The organism is Halomicrobium katesii DSM 19301 (genome assembly GCF_000379085.1).
In the GTDB taxonomy this organism is placed as follows: domain Archaea; phylum Halobacteriota; class Halobacteria; order Halobacteriales; family Haloarculaceae; genus Halomicrobium; species Halomicrobium katesii.
On sequence record NZ_KB905378.1, the window covers coordinates 1,722,553 to 1,745,731 of the forward strand.

General features: G+C 67.0%; 22 protein-coding genes. 9 read left to right on the forward strand and 13 right to left on the reverse strand.

Annotation, left to right across the window (positions count from 1 at the left end; all coding sequences use genetic code 11):
* The first annotated feature begins 12 nt into the window (after nt 1–12).
* The 3 genes from HALKA_RS0109205 (at nt 13) to glmS (ending at nt 4,006) form a co-directional block, all read left to right on the forward strand.
* Nucleotides 13–873 (forward strand): CheF family chemotaxis protein, encoded by an 861-nt coding sequence (locus HALKA_RS0109205; RefSeq protein ID WP_018257708.1) that lies wholly within the window; start codon nt 13–15, stop codon nt 871–873.
* A gap of 104 nt (nt 874–977) precedes the next feature.
* On the forward strand, nt 978–2,171 hold the full coding sequence (locus HALKA_RS0109210; RefSeq protein WP_018257709.1) for a sugar phosphate nucleotidyltransferase: 1,194 nt from the start codon (nt 978–980) through the stop codon (nt 2,169–2,171).
* Nucleotides 2,171–4,006, forward strand: coding sequence for a glutamine--fructose-6-phosphate transaminase (isomerizing) (gene glmS, locus HALKA_RS0109215; RefSeq protein ID WP_018257710.1), 1,836 nt, complete (start codon nt 2,171–2,173; stop codon nt 4,004–4,006). Before HALKA_RS0109210 ends, glmS begins: the two co-directional genes overlap by 1 nt.
* Before the next feature lie 21 nt (nt 4,007–4,027).
* On the opposite strand, the gene carB is transcribed toward glmS, so the two are convergent.
* The 3 genes from carB to HALKA_RS0109230 all read right to left on the reverse strand — a co-directional run bounded on the left by carB (nt 4,028) and on the right by HALKA_RS0109230 (nt 8,605).
* Nucleotides 4,028–7,315, reverse strand: a complete 3,288-nt coding sequence (gene carB, locus HALKA_RS0109220) for a carbamoyl-phosphate synthase large subunit (RefSeq protein WP_018257711.1) — start codon at nt 7,313–7,315, stop codon at nt 4,028–4,030.
* A gap of 240 nt (nt 7,316–7,555) precedes the next feature.
* Nucleotides 7,556–7,786, reverse strand: coding sequence for a hypothetical protein (locus HALKA_RS0109225; RefSeq protein ID WP_018257712.1), 231 nt, complete (start codon nt 7,784–7,786; stop codon nt 7,556–7,558).
* A gap of 282 nt (nt 7,787–8,068) precedes the next feature.
* Entirely contained in the window at nt 8,069–8,605 is a 537-nt protein-coding gene (locus HALKA_RS0109230) for a DUF5815 family protein (RefSeq protein ID WP_018257713.1), read from the reverse strand.
* Between the two features lie 105 nt (nt 8,606–8,710).
* Between HALKA_RS0109230 and HALKA_RS0109235 the strand changes: the two genes are divergently transcribed.
* Nucleotides 8,711–9,355 carry a YIP1 family protein gene (locus HALKA_RS0109235; RefSeq protein ID WP_018257714.1) on the forward strand — a complete coding sequence of 215 codons (645 nt, stop codon included), beginning with the start codon at nt 8,711–8,713 and terminating at the stop codon, nt 9,353–9,355.
* A 114-nt stretch (nt 9,356–9,469) separates the two neighbouring features.
* On the opposite strand, the gene HALKA_RS0109240 is transcribed toward HALKA_RS0109235, so the two are convergent.
* The 3 genes from HALKA_RS0109240 to HALKA_RS0109250 are packed head-to-tail and all read right to left on the reverse strand — an operon-like array spanning nt 9,470 to nt 11,456.
* Entirely contained in the window at nt 9,470–9,883 is a 414-nt protein-coding gene (locus HALKA_RS0109240) for a DUF7124 domain-containing protein (protein ID WP_015762595.1), read from the reverse strand.
* A gap of 50 nt (nt 9,884–9,933) precedes the next feature.
* Nucleotides 9,934–10,155 carry a hypothetical protein gene (locus tag HALKA_RS0109245; RefSeq protein ID WP_018257715.1) on the reverse strand — a complete coding sequence of 74 codons (222 nt, stop codon included), beginning with the start codon at nt 10,153–10,155 and terminating at the stop codon, nt 9,934–9,936.
* Nucleotides 10,156–10,205: 50 nt separating this feature from the next.
* The gene (locus HALKA_RS0109250) at nt 10,206–11,456 is read right to left on the reverse strand and encodes an NAD(P)/FAD-dependent oxidoreductase (RefSeq protein WP_018257716.1); all 1,251 of its coding nucleotides are present in this window, start codon (nt 11,454–11,456) and stop codon (nt 10,206–10,208) included.
* Nucleotides 11,457–11,584: 128 nt separating this feature from the next.
* Between HALKA_RS0109250 and HALKA_RS0109255 the strand changes: the two genes are divergently transcribed.
* Nucleotides 11,585–12,163 carry a DUF6149 family protein gene (locus HALKA_RS0109255; RefSeq protein WP_026190245.1) on the forward strand — a complete coding sequence of 193 codons (579 nt, stop codon included), beginning with the start codon at nt 11,585–11,587 and terminating at the stop codon, nt 12,161–12,163.
* A 102-nt stretch (nt 12,164–12,265) separates the two neighbouring features.
* On the opposite strand, the gene HALKA_RS0109260 is transcribed toward HALKA_RS0109255, so the two are convergent.
* A complete protein-coding gene (locus HALKA_RS0109260) occupies nt 12,266–13,579 on the reverse strand; it encodes an NAD(P)/FAD-dependent oxidoreductase (protein WP_018257718.1) in 1,314 nt (437 codons plus the stop codon).
* Complete coding sequence (locus HALKA_RS0109265) at nt 13,576–15,795, reverse strand: sensor histidine kinase (RefSeq protein ID WP_018257719.1); 2,220 nt, start codon at nt 15,793–15,795, stop codon at nt 13,576–13,578. Before HALKA_RS0109265 ends, HALKA_RS0109260 begins: the two co-directional genes overlap by 4 nt.
* 133 nt (nt 15,796–15,928) lie before the next feature.
* On the opposite strand from HALKA_RS0109265, the gene HALKA_RS0109270 reads away from it, so the two are divergent.
* The 3 genes from HALKA_RS0109270 to HALKA_RS0109280 are packed head-to-tail and all read left to right on the forward strand — an operon-like array spanning nt 15,929 to nt 17,540.
* Nucleotides 15,929–16,804, forward strand: a complete 876-nt coding sequence (locus HALKA_RS0109270; RefSeq protein ID WP_018257720.1) for a homoserine kinase — start codon at nt 15,929–15,931, stop codon at nt 16,802–16,804.
* A 49-nt stretch (nt 16,805–16,853) separates the two neighbouring features.
* Nucleotides 16,854–17,180, forward strand: a complete 327-nt coding sequence (locus tag HALKA_RS0109275) for a hypothetical protein (RefSeq protein ID WP_018257721.1) — start codon at nt 16,854–16,856, stop codon at nt 17,178–17,180.
* A gap of 51 nt (nt 17,181–17,231) precedes the next feature.
* A complete protein-coding gene (locus HALKA_RS0109280; protein WP_018257722.1) occupies nt 17,232–17,540 on the forward strand; it encodes a hypothetical protein in 309 nt (102 codons plus the stop codon).
* Here HALKA_RS0109280 and HALKA_RS0109285 read toward each other — a convergent pair whose 3' ends face one another.
* The 3 genes from HALKA_RS0109285 to pdxS all read right to left on the reverse strand — a co-directional run bounded on the left by HALKA_RS0109285 (nt 17,541) and on the right by pdxS (nt 20,426).
* Nucleotides 17,541–18,830 (reverse strand): mechanosensitive ion channel family protein, encoded by a 1,290-nt coding sequence (locus HALKA_RS0109285; RefSeq protein WP_018257723.1) that lies wholly within the window; start codon nt 18,828–18,830, stop codon nt 17,541–17,543. It abuts the gene before it with no gap.
* 126 nt (nt 18,831–18,956) lie between these two features.
* Entirely contained in the window at nt 18,957–19,490 is a 534-nt protein-coding gene (locus HALKA_RS0109290; RefSeq protein WP_018257724.1) for a thiol-disulfide oxidoreductase DCC family protein, read from the reverse strand.
* Nucleotides 19,491–19,520: 30 nt separating this feature from the next.
* A complete protein-coding gene (gene pdxS, locus HALKA_RS0109295) occupies nt 19,521–20,426 on the reverse strand; it encodes a pyridoxal 5'-phosphate synthase lyase subunit PdxS (protein WP_018257725.1) in 906 nt (301 codons plus the stop codon).
* Between the two features lie 155 nt (nt 20,427–20,581).
* On the opposite strand from pdxS, the gene HALKA_RS0109300 reads away from it, so the two are divergent.
* Nucleotides 20,582–20,854 carry a ubiquitin-like small modifier protein 1 gene (locus HALKA_RS0109300; RefSeq protein ID WP_018257726.1) on the forward strand — a complete coding sequence of 91 codons (273 nt, stop codon included), beginning with the start codon at nt 20,582–20,584 and terminating at the stop codon, nt 20,852–20,854.
* 4 nt (nt 20,855–20,858) lie between these two features.
* Here the strand turns inward: HALKA_RS0109300 and HALKA_RS0109305 are convergent, their stop codons facing one another.
* A complete protein-coding gene (locus HALKA_RS0109305) occupies nt 20,859–21,749 on the reverse strand; it encodes a GNAT family N-acetyltransferase (RefSeq protein ID WP_018257727.1) in 891 nt (296 codons plus the stop codon).
* A gap of 30 nt (nt 21,750–21,779) precedes the next feature.
* Nucleotides 21,780–23,066 carry a Glu-tRNA(Gln) amidotransferase subunit GatD gene (gatD, locus tag HALKA_RS0109310; protein WP_018257728.1) on the reverse strand — a complete coding sequence of 429 codons (1,287 nt, stop codon included), beginning with the start codon at nt 23,064–23,066 and terminating at the stop codon, nt 21,780–21,782.
* Nucleotides 23,067–23,179 lie beyond the last annotated feature (113 nt).

Below are 23,179 nucleotides of genomic sequence, written 5' to 3' on the forward strand. Positions count from 1 at the left end.
CCCCGGACCAGCATGAGTGACACCGAGAAGAAGATCGCGGACACGCGCGGGCAGTTCATGCAGGCGGTCCAGGAGGGACGCGAGCTCAACGACGCCTCCTGGACGGCCTGTCGGATCGTGCTCACGACGCAGCGACTGGTCCTGATTTCGGACGGGAAACGACAGATCTCGCTGCAGTCGATCGACCGGATCGCGGATCGACACGACGTCAACCAGGCCAGTGCCGGCGTCTCGAACTACGTCGCGCTCCACATGGGTGAAGACGTGGTGCTGGTCTCGGCGGGGGAACACGAGGCCTTCGAGACGGATCTGTACCGGGCGTCGCTGAACGGCGAGATCATCCTCGTCCAGCACCCGGCCGTCGAGGGCGGCGTCGTCCAGGACACCGAGTGGACGAAAGGTCGGATGAAAGTCACCGACGAGGCCCTGCGACTCGCACTGGCAGACGGACAGGCAGTCGAGGTCGAGCGGGCGGACATCGGCGGGCTGACCATCGAGGACAAGACCGTTTCCGGCGAGGAACGGACCGTCATCGAAGTCGAACACACGGACGAGGGCATCAGCGTCGAGACCCACCTCGCTGGCGAGGAGTTTCACGCGACCGTCCTGCAGGTGATGCTCGAAGAGAGCGCCGAGCGAAACCAGGCCGATCTCGACCTCTCCAGTACGGAGCGGCGGGTCATCATGGCGCTACACTCGGGGGTCTCTCCCTTCGACATCCCGAGTTTCGTCGGGATCGACATCGAGCAAAGCGAGGAGATCTTCGATCGCCTGATCGAACTCGACGTGATCAGCGTGGTCCGCGAGCGCACCGAAGTCCAGTTGACGACGAAGGGACGGCGCGTCGCCGGGGAGAACATCAGCGAGCAGTGATCGACCGAGACTGCGGGTAGGCGCTGCCTACGGCCGCCGCCGGCAAGATCGACGCCAGTAGGGGGGGCAAAACGTTCAAACGTCCGCTGAATGATTAGTTTCGTATGAGCGTACGAACCGCCGTCGTCCTGGCGGCCGGTGAGGGAACGCGACTGCGCCCGCTGACGCGCAACCGTCCCAAGCCGATGTTGCCCGCGGGGAACCGCCCGATTCTCGAATACGTCTTCGACGCGCTCGTCGAGGCCGGTCTCGACCGGATCGTCGTCGTCGTCGGCTACAAGCGCGATCGCGTGCAAGACCACTTCGGCCCGTCCTACCGGGGCGTCCCTCTGCGCTACGTCACACAGGGCAAACAGCTGGGCAGCGGCCACGCCCTCCTGCAGGCCCGGGACGCGGTGTCCGGTCCCGTCCTCGTGGTCAACGGCGATCGCGTCATCGACGGCGAGACGGTCGGCTCCGTGATCGACCACTTCGACACCGACCCAGAGACGCCGGCACTGGCGGTCTTGGAGCGTCAGGACGCCAGCCACTACGGTGCCGTCGACCTGCGGGACGGCGATCTCCACTCGATCGTCGAGAAGCCCGAGACCGACGAGTACCGTCTGATCAACGGCGGCATCTACGCGTTCCCCGAGTCGATCTTCGACGAGATCGAGGCCACGCCACGGGCAGAGGGCGAGCTGGCACTGACCGACACGATCGCACGCCTGATCGACTCCGATCGGGTCCGCGCGGTCACGACCGACGGCCTGTGGGTCGACGCGACGTATCCCTGGGACCTGCTGACGGTCGCCCGCGAGGTGCTCGCCCGCGGACGGGTCACGGAGTCGAACCGTCGGGACAGTGTCTGGGTCGCCGACTCCGCGCACGTCCACGAGGACGCGACGCTGCAAGCGCCGGTCGTGGTCGGTCCGGACTGCGAGGTCGCGGCGGGGACCGTGCTCGGACCGGACGCGGCGCTGGGAGCGAACGTCACCGTCGGCGCGAACGCGACGGTCCAGCAGTCGGTGCTCGACGCGGACACGCGCGTCGACGCGGGCGCGACGCTGGTCGATACGGTCGCTGGACAGGACGTGACACTCGGCGTCGAGACGGTCGTCCCCGGCGGTCCCGCGGACGTACAGATCGGGACCGAGGTGTTCGAAGACCGGACGCTCGGTGCGGTGTTCGCCGACCGCGTGACGACCCGAGGGAACGTCTCGGTGTCGCCCGGGACGCTGGTCGGCCCGTCTGCGACCCTCCACGCGGGCGTTCACGCCTTCGGCCACGTCGCCGAGGACGCCGAGGTGGTCCGCTGATGTGCGGGATCATCGGCTGTGTCGGCCGGGCCGACGAGACCCTCGACGTACTGGTCCACGGGCTCTCGAAGCTGGAGTACCGCGGCTACGATTCGGCCGGGGTGGCGCTCGCCGACGACACGGTCTCGGTCGCCAAGCGGTCCGGCGAGATCGACGAGCTGCGCGCGCTGCTCGACGAGACGACGATCGACGGCGCGGTCGGGATCGGACACACGCGCTGGTCGACCCACGGTCCGCCGACCGACGCCAACGCACACCCACACGGGGACTGCACCGGCGACGTGGCGGTCGTCCACAACGGGATCATCGAGAACTACCAGTCGATCCGGGACGAACTGGTCGCCGACGGCCACGAGTTCGCCTCCGACACCGACACCGAAGTGATCCCACACCTCGTCGAGGACGCGCTGGCAGACGGCGCGGAACCGATGGCGGCGCTTCGGCGGGCCGTCGACCGCCTGGAGGGGAGCTACGCCGTCGCCGCGGTCGTCGCCGGCACGGAGGCGGTCTTCGTCGCACGCAACGACTCGCCGCTGGTGCTCGGCCTCGACGAGGGCAGCGAGCCACACGACGAGTCGACGGCCACCGGTGGGGCGACGCGAGCGACCTACCTCGCCAGCGACGTGCCCGCGTTTCGGGACTACACCGACCGGGTCGTCTACCTCGCCGACGGCGAGTTCGCGCGTCTCGACGCCGAGGGCTGGACCGTCACCGACGGCGACGGGACCCCCGTGGAAAAGGAGATCGACACCGTCGCCTGGGACGCCGAAGAGACCGGCAAGAGCGGCTACGACCACTTCATGCTCAAGGAGATCCACGAGCAGCCCCGAGCGCTCCGCCAGTGTCTCCGGGGTCGCGTCGACGAACTCGGAGCGGCCGTCGACATCGAGGACCTCGGCGACCTCTCGCCGACCGGCGTCCAGTTCGTGGCCTGTGGGACCTCCTATCACGCCGCGCTGTACGGCGCACAGCTGTACCGACGGACCGGCATCCCCGCTCAGACCTTTCTCGCCAGCGAGTACGCGACCGCACCGCCGCCGATCGGCGACGCCCTCGTGGTCGGCGTCACCCAGAGCGGCGAGACCGCAGACACCCTCTCGGCGCTGCGGGAGGCCCGCCACCGCGGAGCGCGCACGATGGCCGTGACAAACACCGTCGGCTCGACCGCGGCACGCGAGTGCGATCACGCACTGTACATCAGAGCCGGCCCGGAGATCGGCGTCGCCGCCTCCAAGACCTTCGCCTCGCAGCTGGCGGCGCTGAACCTCCTGGCGCTCGGGACCGCGCCGGTCGACCGCCCCCGCGAGGCGATCGCCGGACTGCGTGACCTGCCGGGACAGGTGCAGGCGCTGCTGGACGACTCACGTGCCAGCGCGGTCGCCGAGCAGTACCAGGACGCCGGGGCGTACTTCTTCGTCGGCCGCGGACACCAGTACCCCGTCGCGCTGGAGGGTGCACTGAAGATGAAAGAGATCACCTACAAGCACGCGGAGGGGTTCGCCGCGGGCGAACTCAAACACGGCCCGCTCGCGCTGGTGACCGACGACACCCCGGTGTTCGCGGTCGTCGTCGGCGACGGCGAGCAGGCTCGCAAGACCGTCGGCAACGTCAAAGAGGTGGAAGCTCGCGACGCGCCCGTCGTCGCCGTCACGGACGGGCGAAGCGACGTAGAGCGATACGCCGACGAGGTGCTGGAGATTCCCGAGACCCGCCCCGAAGCGGCCGCGGTGCTCGCGAACGTCCAGCTCCAGCTCGTGTCGTACTACACCGCCAAGGGGCTGGGCCGCTCGATCGACAAGCCCCGGAACCTCGCGAAGAGCGTCACCGTCGAGTAGCTACGGCGGGCAGCTCCCGTCTCAGCGGCCCCACTCGCGCTGAGTCTTGGGCCGCGAGGCGATGTCCTGGACGTTCAGGGGCTGGTCGTCGGCGTTGATCGCTTCGAGGGCGGCCTCGGCGGACTCGCGCGTCGAGAAGTACGTGACCGTCTCTTCGACACACGCTTCCAGCACGTCGCGGTTGCGCGACAGCACCATGTCGATCTCGCCGTTCTGGATCGCTTCGACGATGGCGTCGACGTCCTCGAAGCCGTCGAAATCGACCACGTCGAAGTGGTCCTCGAAGCCGATGATCGGCATGTCGACCAGCGCCGTCCCGTCCAGCGGGATCGGCTTGTCGACGGACATCTGGGCCTTCTGGTAGGCCTTGCCGAAGGAGCCGGCCGTCCCCATGACCTCGCCGGTGGACTTCATCTCCGGGCCGAGGCGCGGATCCGAGCCCGGCAGGCGGTCGAACGGCAGGACGACCTCCTTGACCGAGACCTGATCCGGGATCTGTTCCTCGTAATCGAGTGCTTCGAGGCTCGCGCCGGCCATGACCTTCGCCGCGATCTTGGCCAGGGGAACGCCCGTCGTCTTCGCGATGAACGGCACGGTTCGGGAGGAACGCGGGTTGGCTTCGAGCACGTACACCTCGCCGTCGCGGACCGCGAGCTGGACGTTGAGCAGCCCCTCGGTCTCCAGGGCCGACGCGATGTCCTCCGTGACCTCGCGGATGCGTGGCATCACGTCTTTGATCTCCTGGGAGCGCGGCGGGATCATACACGCGGAGTCACCGGAGTGGACGCCCGCGGTCTCGACGTGCTCCATGACGCCGCCGATCAGCACGTTCTCGCCAGGGCGAGACTCCGTCTCGCTTGCAGGCGCGTGTGACGCGCCGACGTCGGCGACGGCGTCGACGTCTAACTCGATCGCGTCCGCGAGGAAGTCGTCCACGAGGATCGGGTTGTCCGGGGAGACGCGGATGGCCTCCTCGATGTAGGTTTCGAGGTCCTCGTCGTTGTACACCACGTCCATCGCGCGGCCGCCGAGCACGTAGCTCGGCCGCACCAGGACGGGGTAGCCGATGTCGTGAGCCAGGTCCAGCGCCTCTTCCTTGCTGGTCGCCGTCCCGCCTTCGGCCTGTGCGATGCCCAGCTCGTCCATCAGCTGATTGAACCGGTCGCGGTCCTCCGCGAGGTCCATCGCGTCGACCGCGGTGCCCATGATCTCACAGTCGAGGTCGCGGCGGTCGAGTTCCCGTTCGAGCGGCTGACCGATGTCGACGGAGGTCTGGCCGCCGAACTGGACCATCACGCCGTCGGCGTTGGTGGCTTCGACCACGTCGGCGACTTCTTCGGCCGTGACCGGCTCGAAGAACAGGCCGTCACTGGTATCGTAGTCCGTCGAGACGGTCTCGGGGTTGTTGTTGACGACGTGGGCGTCAATGCCGGCCTCTTCGAGCGCGCGGACCGCGTGGACCGAACAGTAGTCGAACTCGACGCCCTGCCCGATCCGAATCGGGCCGCCACCGACCACGACGACGCTCTCTACCTCGGGGTCGATCTGCAGCTCGTTGCGGTCGATCCCCGAGACGGGGTCTCGCGTCGAGTAGTAGTACGGCGTCGTCGCCTCGAACTCGCCGGCACAGGTGTCGACGAGCTTGAAGTCGCGATCGACCGTCTCTGACTCGACGTCCTCGACGGTGACGCCAGAGCCGTCTGTAGCGGCTTCGATCTCGTCGCCTTTCTCGCTGAGATTACCCTCCGGCACCCAGGAGGCGTGCGTGTCGTTGAACTCGCCGCCGGCCATCGCGGTGATCTCCTGGTCGGTGAAGCCGGCCTCGGCCGCGGTCGCGAAGTCGCCGTTCTGCGCGGCCTCGGCGGCTTCTTCGATCCGCTGGAAGCGCTCGACGTACCAGCGCTCGATGTCGGTCAGCTCGACGATCTCGTCGACCGTGTACCCGCGGGCGAAGGCCTCGAAGATGGCGTAGGGGCGATCCGGCGTCGGGCGGATCAGGTACTCGTCTTCGAGCTCGTCGTCGTCGACCTCGCTCCAGTCGACGGCGGGATCGTACTCCGAGGACCGCAGCGCCTTCAGCATCGACTCGGGGAAAGTGCGGCCGATGGCCATCGCCTCGCCGGTCGATTTCATCGCCGTCGACAGCTCGAACTCCACGTCGCGGAACTTGTCGATCGGCCAGCGCGGGACCTTCGTGACGACGTAGTCGATGGCGGGCTCGAAGGCGGCAGTGGTCTCGCCGGTAATTTCGTTGTCGATCTCGTGGAGGCGCTTGCCCATCGCGACCTTCGCGGTGACGCGGGCGATCGGGTAGCCCGTCGCCTTCGAGGCCAGCGCAGAGGAACGCGAGACCCGTGGGTTGACCTCGACGACGCGGTACTCGCCGCCGGGGGTGCCGTCGTCGCGCCACGCGTGCTGGATGTTACAGCCGCCCTCGATGCCGAGTTCGCGGATGACCTTCAGCGCGGAGTCGCGCATCGCCTGGTGGCCCTCGTCGGGGATGACCTGCGAGGGCGTGACGACCGTCGACTCGCCGGTGTGGATCCCCATCGGGTCGATGTTCTCCATGTTGCAGATGATGATACACGAGTCGTCGGCGTCGCGCATCACCTCGTACTCCAGCTCGACCCACCCCTCGATGGACTCGGTGATCAGCACCTCGCTGTTCCGAGAGAGGCGCAGCCCCTTGCGGACGCGCTCGATGAGGTTCTCCATCTCGTGGACGACGCCGGAGCCGGAGCCACCGAGCGTGTACGTCGTGCGTGCGATGACCGGCAGGCCGCCGACCTCGTCGACGGCGTCCTCGACGCGGTCGCGCAGGCTCTCCTCGGTCAGTTCGGTGACGGTCTCGCCCTCGTCGAGGGTGATCGTCGTCGAAGACGGCACCGGCTCGCCGATCTCCTCCATGCGCTGTTTGAACAGGTCACGATCCTCCGTCGCGTAGATCGTGTCCAGCGGCGTGCCCATGATCTCGACGTCGTGCTCTTCGAGGACCCCCTCCTCGGCCAGCTCGGCCGTGACGTTGAGGCCGGTCTGACCGCCCAGCCCGGCGATGACGCCGTCGGGATCTTCCTTCCGGATGATCTCGGAGATCGCCTCGGTGTTGATCGGTTCGAGATACACCTTGTCGGCCATCTCCGGGTCGGTCATGATCGTCGCCGGATTCGAGTTCACCAGGACGACCCGCGCGCCCTCCTCCTGCAGGGCGCGACAGGCCTGTGCCCCGGAGTAGTCGAACTCGGCCGCCTGTCCGATCTGGATCGGGCCACTCCCGATGAGCAAGATTGTGCGGTCTTCGCTCTCTGTCATTGTCCGTGGGGAGTCCGCACATCGTAATAAGCCCGGCGATAGGGTACGAAGATCGAAACCGAATTTCGAATGTCGTAATGTGGTGGTGTCGCATGGGTGGTCGTGACACTACCCTGATCCTCGATAGATCGAAGGCGTCCCACGACGAACGACTGTCCCATCACACAACCGGCCACGGATTCCCGACTGGCCCGGGCACGCCTCACGAGACCGGTGAGCGGACAAACGCCGTCTGCCCGGTCAGTTGTTCCGGTCGGCGAACTGGTACCGGTAGGGCTGGTCGCGAATGACCTCGACCTCACCGGTCTGTGCGCGCCGACCGAGCACCGTCGCGACGCGGTGGGCGCTGTCGAACTCCTCGCCGTGCTCGTCGAGGACCTGCAGGATCTCGCGCGCCGTCAACGGCTCGTCCGGGTCGGCGTCTTCGAGCACCGATCGAATTCGCTCGAACTCGCCGTGCCGTGTGCGCATGTGCATACATACGCCTTCACACACTATATAACACCGTCAGACAGCCGTCAGACGGCGTTCTATACAGAATCGCCGGACAGCGAACTGTCGGAAGATGCAGACAGCTGTCATACGCTATCGGCGGCAGATCTACGTTCTTCGGGCGGCCACTATATATCTACCATCAGCGCCCGAGCACTCAGATCGGCGTGTCGTGCTCAGACTCGAAGTGCCGGCAGACTCCGTCTCCCGTTGTCTCGCTCGCTCCGCTCGCGAGACTCTCCGAATTGCTCGTCCGAGCACTCAGATCGGCGTGTCGTGCTCGGACTCGAAGTCTCGCTGGGCCCGGTACTGCTCGACGAACTCGCTCACGTCGAACTCCAGCATCTCCTGTTCGAACTGGTCCATGACCGCGTCGTCCTCGGCGTGGCTGACGGCGTGTTCCATCAGTTCGACGAGCAACTCGACGACGATCTCGTGGAGTCGACGGGAATCGAAGTCGGCCACCCACACCAGCGCGTAGCCGACGGCCCCGTCCTCTGCCACGTCGGCGACGGCCATCTCCTCCGGGAACTCCTCCATCACGATCGCCATGAGGTGCGCCGTCGTGAACTCCTCGCGGTCGTCCTCGGCCGGTTCGACGGTCTCGGTGAGGATCTCGACGAGGAACTCCGGGACGAACCGCGAGAGGGGGTGCATGTCCATCACGACGGCGTGGGTCTCGCCACACCGGCAGTCGATCTCCCGCAGGCCCATGTCCAGTTCGTGGATGGAGCGCTCTTCCCCGCAGGGCAGTTCCATGGACTGGCCCCCGTTCCCGGGCACGCCGGACTCTGTCATTACCAGCGGTAACGGGTTCCAGGGGTTAAATCACGCGAAGTACGACCGCGCCAGACTGTGAACAAAAACCATTTGTGTTGAAGAAAAATACTTACCGAAGACTAGATGAACGTAATCGAGTTCACGACCCTACTGGGCGACCCCGCACGATTCTTCGAGCGCCGAGGCGAAGAGCCCAGCCTGTTCGGTCCGTTGCTGGTCGTCGCCGTCGTCGCACTCTGTGCTGCCGTCGGCTCTGTCGTCACGACCCTCCAGCTGGGGCAAGCCATCCAAGGGGATCTACAGATGCTCTTCCTCTTTACGGCGGTTGTCCAAGGTAGTTTCGCCCTTGTCGTGCCGTTCGTATCGTGGGTGTTGTACGTGCTCGGCTTCACAGCTGTGGCGGCCCTCCTCGGCGGAGACAGTGACCTTCGAGAGCTCTTCGCGCTGACCGGCTGGGGGTTCTTCCCGCAAGGTTTCGGTACAGTCGTAACGACGCTGGTGGTCGTCGCCACTCTCCACGGCGTCGAACTTTCCCCGGTCGTGATGCAGCCAGCGTGGGCAGAGTATCCACTGCGTCGGAACGTCTTCTTCGTCGTATCCTACGGCATGCCGGTCCTCGCAACGCTCTGGAGTGCTTACATCTGGCTCCCGGCTGTCAGGCGGGTGACTGGGCTCGGGCGTCGGCGGGCCGTTGTTACCGTGGCGATCCCTGTGTCAATCGGTATCGCTATCACTGTTTTCGCTTCTTTCGTTCTGGCGTGGCTGTAGCTATTCTACGGTCGTCTGGCCTGAAAGAGGACGAAAGAGTGGGCAGGAGTGGACACCATACGCCAGTCAGTTCCGAGCACCGAGGGCTGCGTAAAAGACCGCGTAAGCCATCAATTAGGGCCAGTCGTCGCGCTGCTCTTCCTCGTCGACGGCGTCGGGCGCTTCGGGATCGCCCAGTTCCCAGTCGGCCGCCTCGGCGGCTCCTTCGACGGTGAGGTACTCCCAGCCCGCCGTCTCGGCGAGTGCTTCGTCCTCGTCGCTGGTGCCGACGAAGACGTGGCGCTCGGTGTCGAACTGCTCTTTGACGTTGCCGAGGCTCTCTTCGCGGCCGCGCGGGCCCGAGAAGAAGTCCTGTCTGATCCGGTGTTTCCGACAGAAGTTCGTGACGACGTAGGTGGGTTTCTCTGAGATGACGCCGACGTACTCGGCCCACTGGCGCGCGTCGTTGAAGACGGCGTCGGGCTGGGCCAGTTCCTTGAGCGCCGCGAGCTCGATCGCGAGTGTCATGTCGCCGCTGCCGCCAACCATGCCCGGATCTCGGCTGCCACCGGAAAAAAGGCCGTCGGTTCACCCGCCGATCAGCGCTGGCGGTCGTCCACGTCCCGCAGTTTCGACGCCTGCCCGTTGATCTCCTGCATCTCCCTGACGGCGTCCTGCCCGTTTTTGTGACCGTGGGCATAGTCGACGGAGGCGTCGAGCAGCGACCCGGCGAAGCCAGCGTCTTCGTCGTCGCCACCGTCATCGTCCTCGCTGCTTCGTTTCGGAATGCCGACCAGCCAGCGGACGAGTCGTCGGAGCATACGCTCAAGTTTCCGTTACAGCGACAAAAAACGCTCGCCGACTGTCGACGTTACTCGGCCTGCGCTGGCGCGCCCTCTTCGAGGCGCTCGATGTCCACGTCCTCTTCGAGCAGCAGTTCCTTCTTGTCCGCGACCTCGCGTTCCTCGCGGATGAGCTTCTTGAACTTCGACTGCTGGGAGAGGTCGCCGATGAGCACGCCGCCGATGAGCTTGCCGTCCTTGAAGGTGAGTCGCCGCCACTCCGTGTCGGAGTACTTTCGCTCGCAGTCCTCGTCGCCGAGCGTCGGGTGACCGAAGGAGAGGAAGGGGAAGTCGAAGTGGGTGATCGAGTACGTCGAGACCCAGCGGAACTCTTCTTCCTCGGCATCCGCCACCATGTTGGCACCGGCGACCGATCCCTGCTCTTTGGCCGAGCCCCACGCGCCGTTCTGTGCGCGCTCGTCGAGGATCGTGTCGTAGAACTGCGTGATGTCGCCCGCGGCGTAGACGTCTTCCACGTTGGTCTGCATGTACTCGTCGACGACGATCCCGTCGTCGGTCTCGATCTCCGAGCCGGCGAGGAACTCGGTGTTGAAGTCCAGCCCGATCGCGACGCCCGCGAAGTCCCCGTCGTAGCGGTTGCCGTCGGGGTCGACGGCCGCCTCCACGTGGCCGTCGTCGTCGACCTCGAAGTGGTCGACGCCGGACTCGAAGACGGGTTCGACGCCCACGTCGCGCATCGCGTCGTGGATGATCTCCGCGCCGTCGAGGCTGAGCGCGTAGCGCCACCAGCGGTTGCCACGCATGAGGAACGTCCCGTCGATCCCCTGTGCGCCACAGATCGCGGCGAGGTCGATCCCCAGCAGACCCGCACCGACGATGATCGCGTCGTCGGTCTCCTCTGCGTGTTCGCGGATGTTGCGGGCGTCCTGGAACGTCCAGAAGTGGTGGATCCCGTCGGCGTCGGCGTTGTCGACCGGGAGCTGAGCCGGCGTCCCGCCGGTCGCGACGAGCAGTTTGTCGTACTCGTAGCTGTCGCCCTCGTGAGTGTGTATCTCGTGGGCGTCGGTGTCGACCTCCGTGACGTGGGTGTTCAGTTCGAGGTCGATGTCTCGCTCCTCGTACCACTCGGGTTCGTGGATCGAGATCGGTGCTTCGGGGAGCTTGCCCTTCGCGAACTCCTTGATGAGGATCCGGTTGTACAGGGCCTCGCCCTCGTCGGTGATGACTGTGACGTCTGCGTCTGGATCGGCTTCGCGGATCGACTCTGCGGCCGACGACCCCGCGATGCCGTCACCGATAATCACGTGCGACGTGCTCATAAGCGAGACGTTAGATATCGGGCTTAATGTGGATTGCCATCTCCGCGTCAGGTGGCAAGTATTGACGCGCTGGGTGCGAACGACCCCCGACCGCGGGGTTGAAGGCCGTCGCGACCAAGGAAAACGTGATGAAACTCCGCCAGAACGTCAAGCACTTCGCGGCCAAGCAGGCGCTGACACTCCCAGTCGTCGGCGATGCGGTCAACGACCGGCTGGTGGACTTGCACACGAACGTCTTCGCGGACAAGGCCGACGCCAGCCGCGCCGACGAACGGCGCGCCCACCTCGACGACTTCTTCGACGCGACGATGGACACCTACGTCGCCGCGCTGGACGCCGGCTTCCCCGAGGCCGAGGCCAGAGAGATCACGCACGTGCAGGCGAACTTCGACTTCTACAACCACGGCTGGACGGAGATGATGGAGTTCCCCGTCGACGAGCTGGCGGACCACTACGAGCGCTACGAGTCGTTCTTCGAGCGCTACGACATCACGATCGACGAGCCACTCGGGACGTTCGCTCCCGCGGACGGCATCACCGAGGCCCCGTCGACGCCCGAGGAGCTCGACGATCCCGAACACCCCCACGCGGAGGGCGGGTTCGCCGACGACGTGTACGTCGAGACCGACGACGGCGAGATCGTGGTCGGCGGCCAGGAAGAGCCCACCGACGTGGATCCGAGCGAGGCCCCCGGCGTCGAGGAGTAGGTCACAGCGACACCGGCACGTCACCAGTCGGCGCGGGGCTCGCACTCGACGCAGTCCCAACGAACTGACCGCTCGTGAGCGCCAGCGCGAACCGGCGGACCGCTATCGCTCGCCGGTGATCCGGTCGGCACACTCGTAGCCGGCGACAATGCCGCCGTTGAGGCTGCGCTCGGGATACTGTGCCCGAGAGGCCATCCCGGCGTAGTAGATCCCTTCGGCGATCTCGTCGGCCAGGTCGTACGGGACGACCATGTCCAGATAGCCCCGCTCGTAGATCGGTGCCGTCCGCGGATTCCGGGCGGTCTCGACCCAGTTGACGCTGTCGCGGTCGAAGTCGGGGAACAGCCCCTCGATGCCGGACAGCCACGTCTCGCGGATCTCCGCGTCGTCCTGTTGCCAGTAGGGGTCTCCCGTGTGCTGGACGTACTTGGCGATGTAGACGAGGTGTTCGCCGCCGTAGCGCTCGGGCGGGACGAAGTTGGTGTGCTCGATGAGCGCCCCGAACGGAGCCTCGTCGGCGATGTTGAGCCAGTAGGTGTCGGTCAGCGACTCGTCCATACTGATCACCGAGCAGATCGTCCCCTGGAAGTCGATCGCACACTCGTAGCCCGTCAGGGCTTCGAGGACGGTCGGCATCGCGGCGACGATCGCCGCGTCAACGTCGTGGGCGGTCGTACCGTCGTCCGTCTCGACGGTCATCGTCTCGATCGCGCCGTCGGCCGTCGCGATGTCCTGCACGCGTGCGCCGGTCGTGATGTTTTCCCGACCGACCGCCTCGACGAGCGCGTCCAGCAGCCGGCCGAAACCGCCGTCGAGATAGCCGAGGATCTCCCCGTTGAGGATGTCTCGCTCCCCGCGGAACTTGATGCGTCCGAGCAGCCAGGCGGCGCTTACGTCCGCCGCGCGCTCGCCGAACTTCGCTTCGAGCAGCGGTTCGAAGAACGTCTCGTAGACGTTCTCCGTCGTGTGCTCTCGTGCGAACTCCTTGACCGGCACGTCCTCGAAGTCTTCGAGACGTTCGTAGGTGTCGAACTTCGGGACGCCGCCACGAACGTCGATATCGAGCGTGAGCATCCCGAGCCTGAACTTGTCGTAGACGCTCCAGTGGGGGAACGCGAGGATCTCCCAGGGCTTGTCCATCGGGTGGACGACGCCGTCGACGTAGTAGGCGTTCTCGCCGATCCGCCACTCGACGTCCTCGCCCAGCCCCAGCTCGTGGGCCAGCTCGACGATCGTCTCCTCGGACTTCGAGAGGTGGTGATAGAACTTCTCCAGGGGGTCCCCGGCGGTCTCGTACACCGCGGCCAGTCCGCCGACCTGGTCTGTGGCCTCGAACACGTGGACTTCGTGGCCGCGTTGCTGGAGCCGGTACGCGGCCGCCAGCCCCGCGATGCCGCCGCCGACGACGCCGATCATGTCCGCTCGTTTTCGGGCGACCGGGATGTGTGTTGTGTCTCGGCCTGCTGGAACTCCAGCACGGCGACGGCACCGCGGCGCGTGCCGTCGTCGCGGATGTCGTTGTCCTCGATCCAGACCGTCCCACCGTAGAGGTTCATCATCACCGAAACGAAGTAGAGCCCGAAGCCGTGGCTGGTCTGGCTGGCCCCGACGTTGCGCTCGAAGACGGTCTCTTTCATTTCGTCGGTCATGCCGGGACCGTTGTCGGCGACTCTGAGCTGGACGCGGTCGGCGATCTCGCTGGCGGTGATCTCGACGCGGGGCGCTGGTGCGTCGTTGTGCGTGATGGCGTTCGAGATGACGCTGTCGACGACTTTCTCGACGAGGTCGTTGGCGAGAACGGTCAGCCCGTCGTCGACGGCCAGGTCGATGGTCACGTCCGTGAAGTCCTCCGAGAGCACGTCGACGCGGTCGGACAACACCCCGCCGAGATCGATCCTGTCGAGGCGCTGTGCCTCGCTGGCCGTGACGGTGTCGTTGATCGCCTCGATCTCCTCGCTGAGTTCCGAGAGGTCCTCACACCACTGGACGATGCGGTCGAGGTGTCGCTGTCTGGCGTCGTCGACGTGGTCTCGCAGGTGGTTGGCCCGTCCCTCGATGACGAGCAAGGCGTTGCGCAGCGTGTGTCGCAACACCCCGTTGAAGAACGCGACCTGCTCGTTGCGACGCTCGATCGCCTGTCGGCTCTGGCGCAGCTCGTGTTCGCGGTCGACCTGCGTGAACGCGACCTGCGTCGTCCGGGCGAGGATCGTCGCGAACTGCTCGTCTTCGGTCACGAACGCACCGAGCTCGCGCGAGCCGATCGCCAGCACGCCGTGGTTGTCGATCGGCACGAGGAGGAGATACCGGAACGGCATCGTCGTTCCCGAGTCTCGTACGTCCGCTCTGTCGATCGTCTCGGACTCGTAGGCGCTGTAGATCGGGTGGTCCCGATCCTCGACCGTCAACTCCGTCAGCGTACACTCCCGTTCGAGCGCGTCGCTGGCGGCGACCGGGCGCAGTCGATCGTCCTCGTGTACGTACACGGCGGCAGCGTCCTGATCGAGGACGCGGTCCGCGAACGTCACCGTCAGCTCGGCGATGCGCTCGACCGAGTTGGCCGTGATGAACTGCTGGGTCGCCGCCTGGAGGGCTTCGAGGCGGTCCTGGCGGCGCTGCTGGCCGGTCACGTCACGCAAGACGACGAGTCGCCCCCGTTCGATGCCGTGCTGGTCGTCGATCGAGGTGACCTGCGGATCGAAGTACGTGACCTCCTCGCTGGCGGACTCCGAGTGCGAGTAGACCGAACTACTGTCGAGCCGTTCCGCGAGCCGCGGTGCGACGGTGGTGAGCCGTCGGCCACAGAGAGGATCGGCGTCGAACATCGCCTCGGCGGCGCGGTTGTGGTCGAGGATGCGCCCGTCCTCTGCGAGGACGAACACGGGGTCGGGCAGTTCGTCGACGAGGATATCGCTCGCCAGTGGCGTCACGTCGAGGAGATCGTACCGGAACAGCCCCCAGCCGAGCACCACGCCGGTGAGACCGAGCGCGGCCGGCGTCAGATCCACGCCCGGATGTGTGAACAGGTAGAACTGTGTCGAGGCGTTGACGATGACCGGGACGAGGATCGCAGTCACCACCGTCGCCGTCTGCAGTCGGTAGATGGCCCGCGATCTGACGAGAAAGCGTGCCAGGAGGAGAAACGCCGCCGCGAGGACGACGTACGTGTAGAGGAGATCGATCTGGGAGGGAATCCCCTCTGTGACGGTCAACACGGCGGCATCCTCCCACGTTCCGACCCAAACGCTCTCGGGGCCCTGCACGTAGCCGTGGAGCGGTGCCGTCGCCGAGAGGGCGGTGTAGCCGGCCGGAACGATCCACACCAGCCCGACGAACCGCGGCGTGAGAACGTCTTCACGTCCGATATAGGAGAGCACGAACACCAGTACGAGCGGGGTAGTGCTACTGGAGGCGGCCCGAGCGAAGCGGTCGAACAGATACGCGCTCGCCGGTTCCGCGGTCAAGACTCGGGCCGTCGCCATGAACGCCCACGCAGCGGCAGCGACCATCAGCCAGCCAAACGCGGAGGCCGCCGGGCGATCGTGGTTGCGCCAGGCGAACACCGCCATGGCACTGCAGATCAACCCGCTGACCAACGTCGTGGCGACGGTCCCCCAGAAGACGTACGTGGCCATTCAATTGTCCCGTTCCGACAATATTCGTTCCGACACTAATCAGTTGCCCTGACTCACGGCCACATTGCCGGCCGTCACCGAACCCTGCGTACGGTCCGCTACCTTTTTGTCTGCAGTGGGGATACTCGGATGCATGTTGACCGTCCGGGCACCGGCAACGAGTGCCAATCTGGGGAGCGGGTTCGACGTGTTCGGCGTCGCGCTCGAGCGCCCGGCGGACGTGGTTCGCGTCTCGAAGGCCGAGCGGACGACCATCGAGGTGACGGGGGCCGGGAGCGAGTACATCCCGGAAGATCCGGAAAAAAACACCGTCGGCGCGGTCGCCGAAGCGCTCGACGCCCCGGCTCACATCGAGATCGACAAGGGCATCCGGCCCGCGTCGGGCCTGGGTTCGTCGGCCGCCAGCGCCGCTGCCGCGGCCGTCGGCCTCAACGAGCTCTACGGCCGGGGCCACAGCCGCGAGGCGCTCGTGCCCATCGCCGCCAAGGGCGAAGCGGTCGTCTCCGGGGACGCCCACGACGACAACGTCGCCCCGTCGATCATGGGCGGGTTCACGATCGCGACCGACGACGGCGTCACGCAGGTCGACGCCGACATCCCGCTGGTGGCCTGCCTCCCCGACATCGTCGTCTCGACGCGCGACGCGCGACGCGTCGTCCCCGAGCGGGCCGGCGTCGATCAGCTCGTCGAGACCGTCGGCAACGCCGCCAGGCTCACGACCGGAATGCATCGGGACGACCCCGATCTCGTGGGGGCCGGGATGTACGACTCGATCGTCACGCCGGCCCGAGCGAAGCTGATCGACGGCTACGCGGGCGTTCGGGAGGCCGCGCTGGAAGCGGGCGCGACCGGGGTCACCATCAGCGGTGCCGGCCCGACCGTCATCGCCGCCTGTCACGAGGGCGATCAGCGCGCGATCGGCTCGGCGATGATCGGGCGCTTCGCCGAGGAGGACGTGGAGGCTCAGGTGTACCAGACCCGAATCGGTGCCGGCGCGACCGTGTTCTAGGCGCTGTCTCCACCAGTTCGCTTTTGTGTCACGTGATCGACGTGCGAGTATGGTCCCCGACGCGAGCGACGACAGTCACGACCAGTCAACCGACGACGGCCGACCACGGCGAAGCGACGGCGGCGTCGATCCGGGGTTCGATCCGGACACGCTGTACCGGGTCGTTCGGGCCGCGATCAAAGACGCGCTGCTGGACGTGATCGGCACGTTGCTGTTGCTCGGCGTCGCGCTGGTGATCGTCGCTATCGGCGGACAGCTGCTCCTCGCTGCGATGTCCGAGGTGGCGATAGTGCTCGGAGCCCTGCTCGTCCTGTTCGGGCTCTACATCGGGGCTGCGACGCTGGAGCTGATCCCGCCGCTCCGGGAGTGGTTGTGACCCTCAGTATAGCGGGTGAGTTTATCCGACCAGAGTGTGTCGTGTGTACACATGGCACGCAGACAGCCGGAGTTCGGGACGGACGACTCCAGGTCGCCGGCACCGGTCGCGGATCGACTCGTGTGGCTCGGTACCGCGCTGTGCGTATTCGGAGTGCCGCTCGTCGTCGGCGTCGCTCTCGCGGTCGTCCTGTCGGCACCGTCGCTGGCGGCGGGTGTCGACAGTGCCCTCGCGGCCGTCGAGGGGCCACTCGGCGCGCCCGACGGCATCGAGTGGCTGCTCCACGTGGGCGTTCTCGGCGTGCTCGTCGGCGCGTGGCTCGCCGGTGCGGGGCTCGTGAGCGGGGAGCTGTTGCCCTGATCAGTTCGTCTCGCCGTCGGCTTCCGCCGACGGTTGTCCGTCGGCCAGCGGACCGTCGCGCAGTTGGGCCGCAGTCCCGTCGCGTGCGGACAGTTCGCGCTGCGGGTACGGCACCGTGATCCCCTCGCCGTCGAACGCCTCCTTGACGCCGCTGACGACCCCCGAGACGGCCCGCCACTTGCGCGGTGGGCTCGGGTGCTCGATCCAGTAGCGCAGTTCCAGCACGATCGCGGAGTCGCCGAAGGCCTTCGGGATGACTTTCGGTGCCGGAGCGTCCTCGATTATCTCCACGTCTTCGATGGCGTCGAGGGCGACCGCCTCGGCGTGGTCCGGATCGGCGTCGTAGTCGATCCCGACCTCCGTCCGCAGCCGCAGCCGGCCGTTGGAACTCCGGTTGGTCAGGGACTGATCGTTGACCTTGTCGTTGGGCAGGACGACCGTCTCGCCGTCGAAGTTCTGGAGCCGCGTGTTGAGGATCGTGATGTCGGTGACGATCCCCTCCTGGCCCCCGACTTCGACCCAGTCCCCGACGGTGAAGGGGCGCGAGAACATGAGGACGAAGCCGGCGATCAGCGAGCCCAGGGTCTGGCGAGCGGCCAGACCGACGACGATCCCGAGGAATCCGGCCCCCACCAGCAGACCGCTGAGATCGACGCCCCACAGCGTCATGATCGACGAACCGACGGTGACGAGCAGGACCACCTGGCCGACCCGCAGCATCACCTCTTCCTGGTGCTGGGTGACCCGGTCTGCGCCCTTGCTGAACCGATCGATCACGGTTCTGAGCTGGTCGGAGCCGACGTAGGCCAGCACCAGTAACGCGGCCGTGATCGTCGCTTTGACCAGATGAGGGATCGCGTCGAGAATGAGGCGACCGGTGGCGACGGCCACGTCGACGAGTCCCCAGACGACCAGCAGCGAGAGCGCACTGACGATCGTGACAGACACCTGTAACACCCGCAGCGCGATCCCCGAGATCGTCGTCGGAATGTACATCCCGACCAGTTCGACGCCGTCGGCGACGCGGCTGTCGAACAGTCGGGACGTGAGGACGCGGCGGATCTGGCGAACGAGCAGGGGGACGACGACGAAGACGGCGAGCAGCGCGGCGATCACGAGCACGGCGGTGACGGCGGCCCGCCCCTGCGTCGTCGCGAGTTCTTCGAGGAACCGTTGGCCCTCCCCGAAGACGGACGCGACGGTGTCCTGAAACACCGGCCAGTTCGACGCGGAGCCGTTGGTCGGAGCTGGTGTCTCCTCGCCGACCGGGGTCGGCGTCGTCGCCTGCATGGTTCCCCGAGAGAGCTACAGCGGCTTCAGGGTTGTCCTCCGGAGCGATACGGTCGGCTGTCCATCTGTGACCGATTTCGCTACTCCGAGGTGGCGAATCCCGTCACCACGTTACGGCCAACAGGATCAGTCGAGTCGCCGCTGGAGAAATCGGTCGCGAATCTCCGGCTCGGGGATCGGACACTGGTCTTTCTTGCCGAACACGCGATAGCGATACGCTGCCACCAGATCGTAGACCCCGTCGCGAACGCGGGTGGGGAGTGCGATCGCCGGGTACAACAGCGGCCACGGACCGTCGAGCCGTCGGGCCACGCGCAGTGCGGCCGTCGACTTCGTGGCGACCTCGCCGTCCTCGATCAGGACGACGGAGTCGAAGGTCTCGGTCGACAGATCGTGGCGTTCGAGCAAAGCCTGGCCGATCTCGGACTGGAGCGGTGCGAACTGGAACGTCCCGGCCGCGTCGAACCGCACGACGAACCGGACTGCGGCGTTACAGAGGTTACAGACGCCGTCGAACAGGAGTACTGGTCCGTCGATGGCATCGAGTCGAGCCGCCGCGGCGCGCTCGTCGCTCCCGCCGTCGCGGTCGTCGGAGCCGTCGTCGGAGCCGTCGTCGGAGCCGTCGTCGGAGCCGTCGTCCGCGGGAGTGTCGGCGCTCACGGGTCGTGATTGCTCGCCGTGTTCGAACGCTCAGACGCCACGGTCCTGCATCTTCTCTTCCTCGGGCAGGTCGGCGTTGGCGTCGCCCTTCATGCCGCCGCCGATGTCCGACGCGATCTCGGCGAGTCGCTCGGGATCGTCCCAGTTGTTTACCGCCTCGACGATGGCGGTGCCCATCGCTTCGGGGTCCTCCGCGCCGAAGATGCCCGAGCCGACGAAGATGCCGTCACAGCCGTGGTGCATCATCAGCGCGGCGTCGGCGGGAGTCGCGATACCACCGGCGGCGAAGTTGACGACCGGGAGGCGTCCCATCTCGGCGGTCTCGTGGACGAGATCGGCCGGGGCCTCGTGCTCGCGGGCCCACTTCTCGCGTTCCTCGTAGCTCATCCCGTCGAGCTCGCGGATCGAGCCCTTAATCGACCGCTGGTGGTGGACGGCCTGGTTCACGTCGCCGGTGCCGGCCTCGCCCTTGGTTCGAATCATCGCCGCGCCTTCGTCGATCCGGCGCAGCGCTTCGCCGAGGTTCCGCGCGCCACAGACGAACGGGGCGGTGAACTCGCGCTTGTCGATGTGATAGCGGTCGTCGGCCGGCGTGAGCACCTCGCTCTCGTCGACCATGTCCGCACCGGCGGCCTCGAGGATCTGGGCCTCCTTGGTGTGTCCGATCCGGGACTTGCCCATCACCGGGATCGACACCTCGTCGATGATCGCCTGCAGCGAGGCGGGGTCGGCCATCCGGGAGACGCCACCGCGCTTGCGGATGTCCGCCGGCACGGCTTCGAGGTTCATCACGGCGACGGCACCCACGTCCTCCGCGATGCGGGCCTGCTCGCGGTCGACAACGTCCATGATGACGCCGCCCTTCTGCATCTTCGCGAAGCCGCGCTTGACCAGTTCCGTCCCCCGCTTGAGCTCTTCGAGATCGGTATCGGACATTACGCTCCGCTTAGGGTCGGACTCACTTAACGCGTGTCCTTCTGTGTGGAACACAGTTTCACGGCGTGTGCCCGCTCGCGTTCGGGCCGGCGGCGAACCGACCACGGTCGATCAGGTACACAAAGGCTTTGGCCAACGCGGCCGGCGAATCAGGTATGCATTGGCGGCTCTTCGCGACGCTGGCCGAGACGGCCGGCGAGGATCGGGTGTCGGTCGACGACGCCGAGACGGTCGGCGAGGCCCTCGACGCACTGCTGTCGGCCCACCCCGCACTCGAATCGGAAGTGCTGGACGACGACGGCTCGCTGGTCGATCACATCCGGCTGCTCCACGACGGCGACGATCCGTTCGCGGCCGGCGACGGACTCGACACGCCCGTCTCGCCGGGCGACGAGCTGGCGCTGTTCCCGCCGGTCAGCGGCGGATAGCGCCTCACTCCCCGCCCGTCAGATCCGCGGCCGTGACGAAGGTCGGCGAGTCGTCGGTGTCAGCCCGGACGAACGCCGCCTGCCCGACGTGGCGTGGCGTCTCCGGGAGCAGGATTCGGACGGCGTCGGCACCGATCGCCGCGGCGTCGTCGCGGATCGCAGTGACCAGCGCGTCGGCGGCGTCGGCGTCGTCCCACGCGGCGACGCCGTACTCGGCGATCCGTTCGTCAGCGCCGGCTGCCGTCCTGACCCGGCAGGCCATCCCGCAGGTGCCGTCGCGCCTGACCGCGAACACGCGCTGCTCGTCGGCCAGGTCGTGGAGGCCGTCGCGGCTCAGCTCCGAGAGCGCCCAGGAGTGCCCCGCATCGAGGGCCAGCCCCCGCAGTGCCGTCCGCGCGTCGCTGTCGGTCCAGTAGTCCCAGGCCGCCGCGGGATCGGCGTCGACGGTCTCGCCGGGGGTTCCCTCCCGTGGCGTCGGCTCGGCCCACCGGAAGCTCGTCACCGGCTCGAACCCCGCGGCGATCGACTGCCCCAGTCCGGCGTCGTTCCACGAGAACACCATGTTCCGGGCGACGGTCGCGCCCCGGTCCCGTGCCCACTCGAAGAGCGCGTCGACCATCCGGAGTCCGAGGCCGGCTCGCCGGTGGTCGGGATCGACGCGCATCCCCTGGAGCCACGCCCCGTGGTCGGTGAGCACGAGCGCCTGACAGAGCCCGACCGCCCGGCCGTCGACGTCGGCGACGACCGTGCGCTGGTCCGGCCCGTCGCCCGCGACCCAGTCGCGGAACACGTCCGGGATGTAGTCGCGCTGCTCGCGGTCGTCCCACGTGTCGGCGGTGAAGGCGGCGACGGCCTCGTCGTCGTCTTCGCGGGCCTGTCGAACGGTCCCGTTCATGCGTGACCCTACGAGTCGAGCGCCTTGAAACTACGTCCAGGGGCGGGACTGGGACTGGATCTCGCCGGCCAGTGGCTCGCTCATCGTGTCGGCCACGTCGGACGTGTTCGCCAGCGCCCACATCAGCTTCACCTTCGCCGTTCCGGGGAGCATGTCCTCGCCTTCGACGACGCCGGCCGCCAGCAGATCACGGCCGGTGTCGTAGACCCGGTCACACACTCGCCCGTCGAGACACTGACTGGTCATGACGACCGCGGTGCCGTCGTCGGTCAGGTCGTCGATCACGTCGATCCAGTCGGTGTCGACGTGGCCCAGCCCGGTGCCCTCGACGACGATGCCCGCGGCGTCGTCGAGCGCCGCCAGCCGGCTCGCGTCGGTGCCCGGCGTGAACTTCACCAGCTCCACGTCCGTCTCCAGTTCGTCGTGCAGTGCCAGTTCGATCTCGCCGCGCTGGGCGTGCTCCCGGCGGAACGTGACACCGCCCTCGTCCGCCGACCCCGCGGCTGCCGGCTCGCCCTCGCGGACCGCCTCGTAGTCGACGGTGCCGAGGGGCTCGGCACCGACGGTCTCGAAGGCGTCCCGACGGGAGGTGTGGTTCTTCCGGACGCGGGTCCCGCGGTGGAGCGCACAGCGGTCGTCGGACTCGCTTTCGTGCATACAGACCATGACCTCCGCGGCGTCGCTCTTTGCCGCCGCGACCGCAGACACCGCGTTCATGACGTTGTCCGAGGAGGGGCGGTCGGCCGATCGCTGGCTGCCGGTGAAGACGATCGGCACCGGCGTATCGAGCATGAACGCCATCGCGCTCGCGGTGAACTGCATCGTGTCGGTGCCGTGCATGACGACGACGCCGTCGGCACCGGCCTCGATCTCCTCGTGGATCGCCCGTGCGAGGTCCTGCCAGACGGCCGGCGTCATGTTCTCCGAGAGGATGTTGGCGACGACGCGGCCGCGGTAGTTGGCCATCCCCGCGAGGTCGGGCACCGCTCGCAACACGTCTTCGGCGTCGAACTGTGCGGTCACCGCGCCGGTGCGGTAGTCGACGGTGGAGGCGATCGTGCCCCCGGTCGAGATCAGCGACACCGTCGGCAGCGCCTCGTCGAACTCCACCGTCGAGGTGCCCTCCTCGTCCTGTGCGCTCTCGACGTCGTACACGTCGGTCTCGACGACCTCGACGGTGGCGTCTTCGCGATCGATGCCGACGTTGTATCCGCCGTCGAGCTTGACGACGAGGTGGTCGGGCGTGCTCGACGGCAGGAGGACGCCCTCGTAGGCCTGCGCTCCGCGTTCGACGTGGATCCGGTCGCCTGCGTTCATGGCCGGTCGTTCCCGCCGCCGGGACGTAAACCCTCCCGTTTCACCGCCGAGCGGGACCGCCAGCCGGGAGTGGGCCGCGCCGTCGTCGATATAGTAGCCATTGAAGATCAATG

Bases quoted from the DNA above. Each gene is read 5' to 3' on its own strand.
- HALKA_RS0109205 (WP_018257708.1), top strand. From the start codon at position 13: ATGAGTGACACCGAGAAGAAGATCGCGGACACGCGCGGGCAGTTCATG.
- HALKA_RS0109210 (WP_018257709.1), top strand. From the start codon at position 978: ATGAGCGTACGAACCGCCGTCGTCCTGGCGGCCGGTGAGGGAACGCGA.
- glmS (WP_018257710.1), top strand. From the start codon at position 2,171: ATGTGCGGGATCATCGGCTGTGTCGGCCGGGCCGACGAGACCCTCGAC.
- carB (WP_018257711.1), bottom strand. From the start codon at position 7,315: ATGACAGAGAGCGAAGACCGCACAATCTTGCTCATCGGGAGTGGCCCG.
- HALKA_RS0109225 (WP_018257712.1), bottom strand. From the start codon at position 7,786: ATGCGCACACGGCACGGCGAGTTCGAGCGAATTCGATCGGTGCTCGAA.
- HALKA_RS0109230 (WP_018257713.1), bottom strand. From the start codon at position 8,605: ATGACAGAGTCCGGCGTGCCCGGGAACGGGGGCCAGTCCATGGAACTG.
- HALKA_RS0109235 (WP_018257714.1), top strand. From the start codon at position 8,711: ATGAACGTAATCGAGTTCACGACCCTACTGGGCGACCCCGCACGATTC.
- HALKA_RS0109240 (WP_015762595.1), bottom strand. From the start codon at position 9,883: ATGGTTGGCGGCAGCGGCGACATGACACTCGCGATCGAGCTCGCGGCG.
- HALKA_RS0109245 (WP_018257715.1), bottom strand. From the start codon at position 10,155: ATGCTCCGACGACTCGTCCGCTGGCTGGTCGGCATTCCGAAACGAAGC.
- HALKA_RS0109250 (WP_018257716.1), bottom strand. From the start codon at position 11,456: ATGAGCACGTCGCACGTGATTATCGGTGACGGCATCGCGGGGTCGTCG.
- HALKA_RS0109255 (WP_026190245.1), top strand. From the start codon at position 11,585: ATGAAACTCCGCCAGAACGTCAAGCACTTCGCGGCCAAGCAGGCGCTG.
- HALKA_RS0109260 (WP_018257718.1), bottom strand. From the start codon at position 13,579: ATGATCGGCGTCGTCGGCGGCGGCATCGCGGGGCTGGCGGCCGCGTAC.
- HALKA_RS0109265 (WP_018257719.1), bottom strand. From the start codon at position 15,795: ATGGCCACGTACGTCTTCTGGGGGACCGTCGCCACGACGTTGGTCAGC.
- HALKA_RS0109270 (WP_018257720.1), top strand. From the start codon at position 15,929: ATGTTGACCGTCCGGGCACCGGCAACGAGTGCCAATCTGGGGAGCGGG.
- HALKA_RS0109275 (WP_018257721.1), top strand. From the start codon at position 16,854: ATGGTCCCCGACGCGAGCGACGACAGTCACGACCAGTCAACCGACGAC.
- HALKA_RS0109280 (WP_018257722.1), top strand. From the start codon at position 17,232: ATGGCACGCAGACAGCCGGAGTTCGGGACGGACGACTCCAGGTCGCCG.
- HALKA_RS0109285 (WP_018257723.1), bottom strand. From the start codon at position 18,830: ATGCAGGCGACGACGCCGACCCCGGTCGGCGAGGAGACACCAGCTCCG.
- pdxS (WP_018257725.1), bottom strand. From the start codon at position 20,426: ATGTCCGATACCGATCTCGAAGAGCTCAAGCGGGGGACGGAACTGGTC.
- HALKA_RS0109300 (WP_018257726.1), top strand. From the start codon at position 20,582: ATGCATTGGCGGCTCTTCGCGACGCTGGCCGAGACGGCCGGCGAGGAT.
- HALKA_RS0109305 (WP_018257727.1), bottom strand. From the start codon at position 21,749: ATGAACGGGACCGTTCGACAGGCCCGCGAAGACGACGACGAGGCCGTC.
- gatD (WP_018257728.1), bottom strand. From the start codon at position 23,066: ATGAACGCAGGCGACCGGATCCACGTCGAACGCGGAGCGCAGGCCTAC.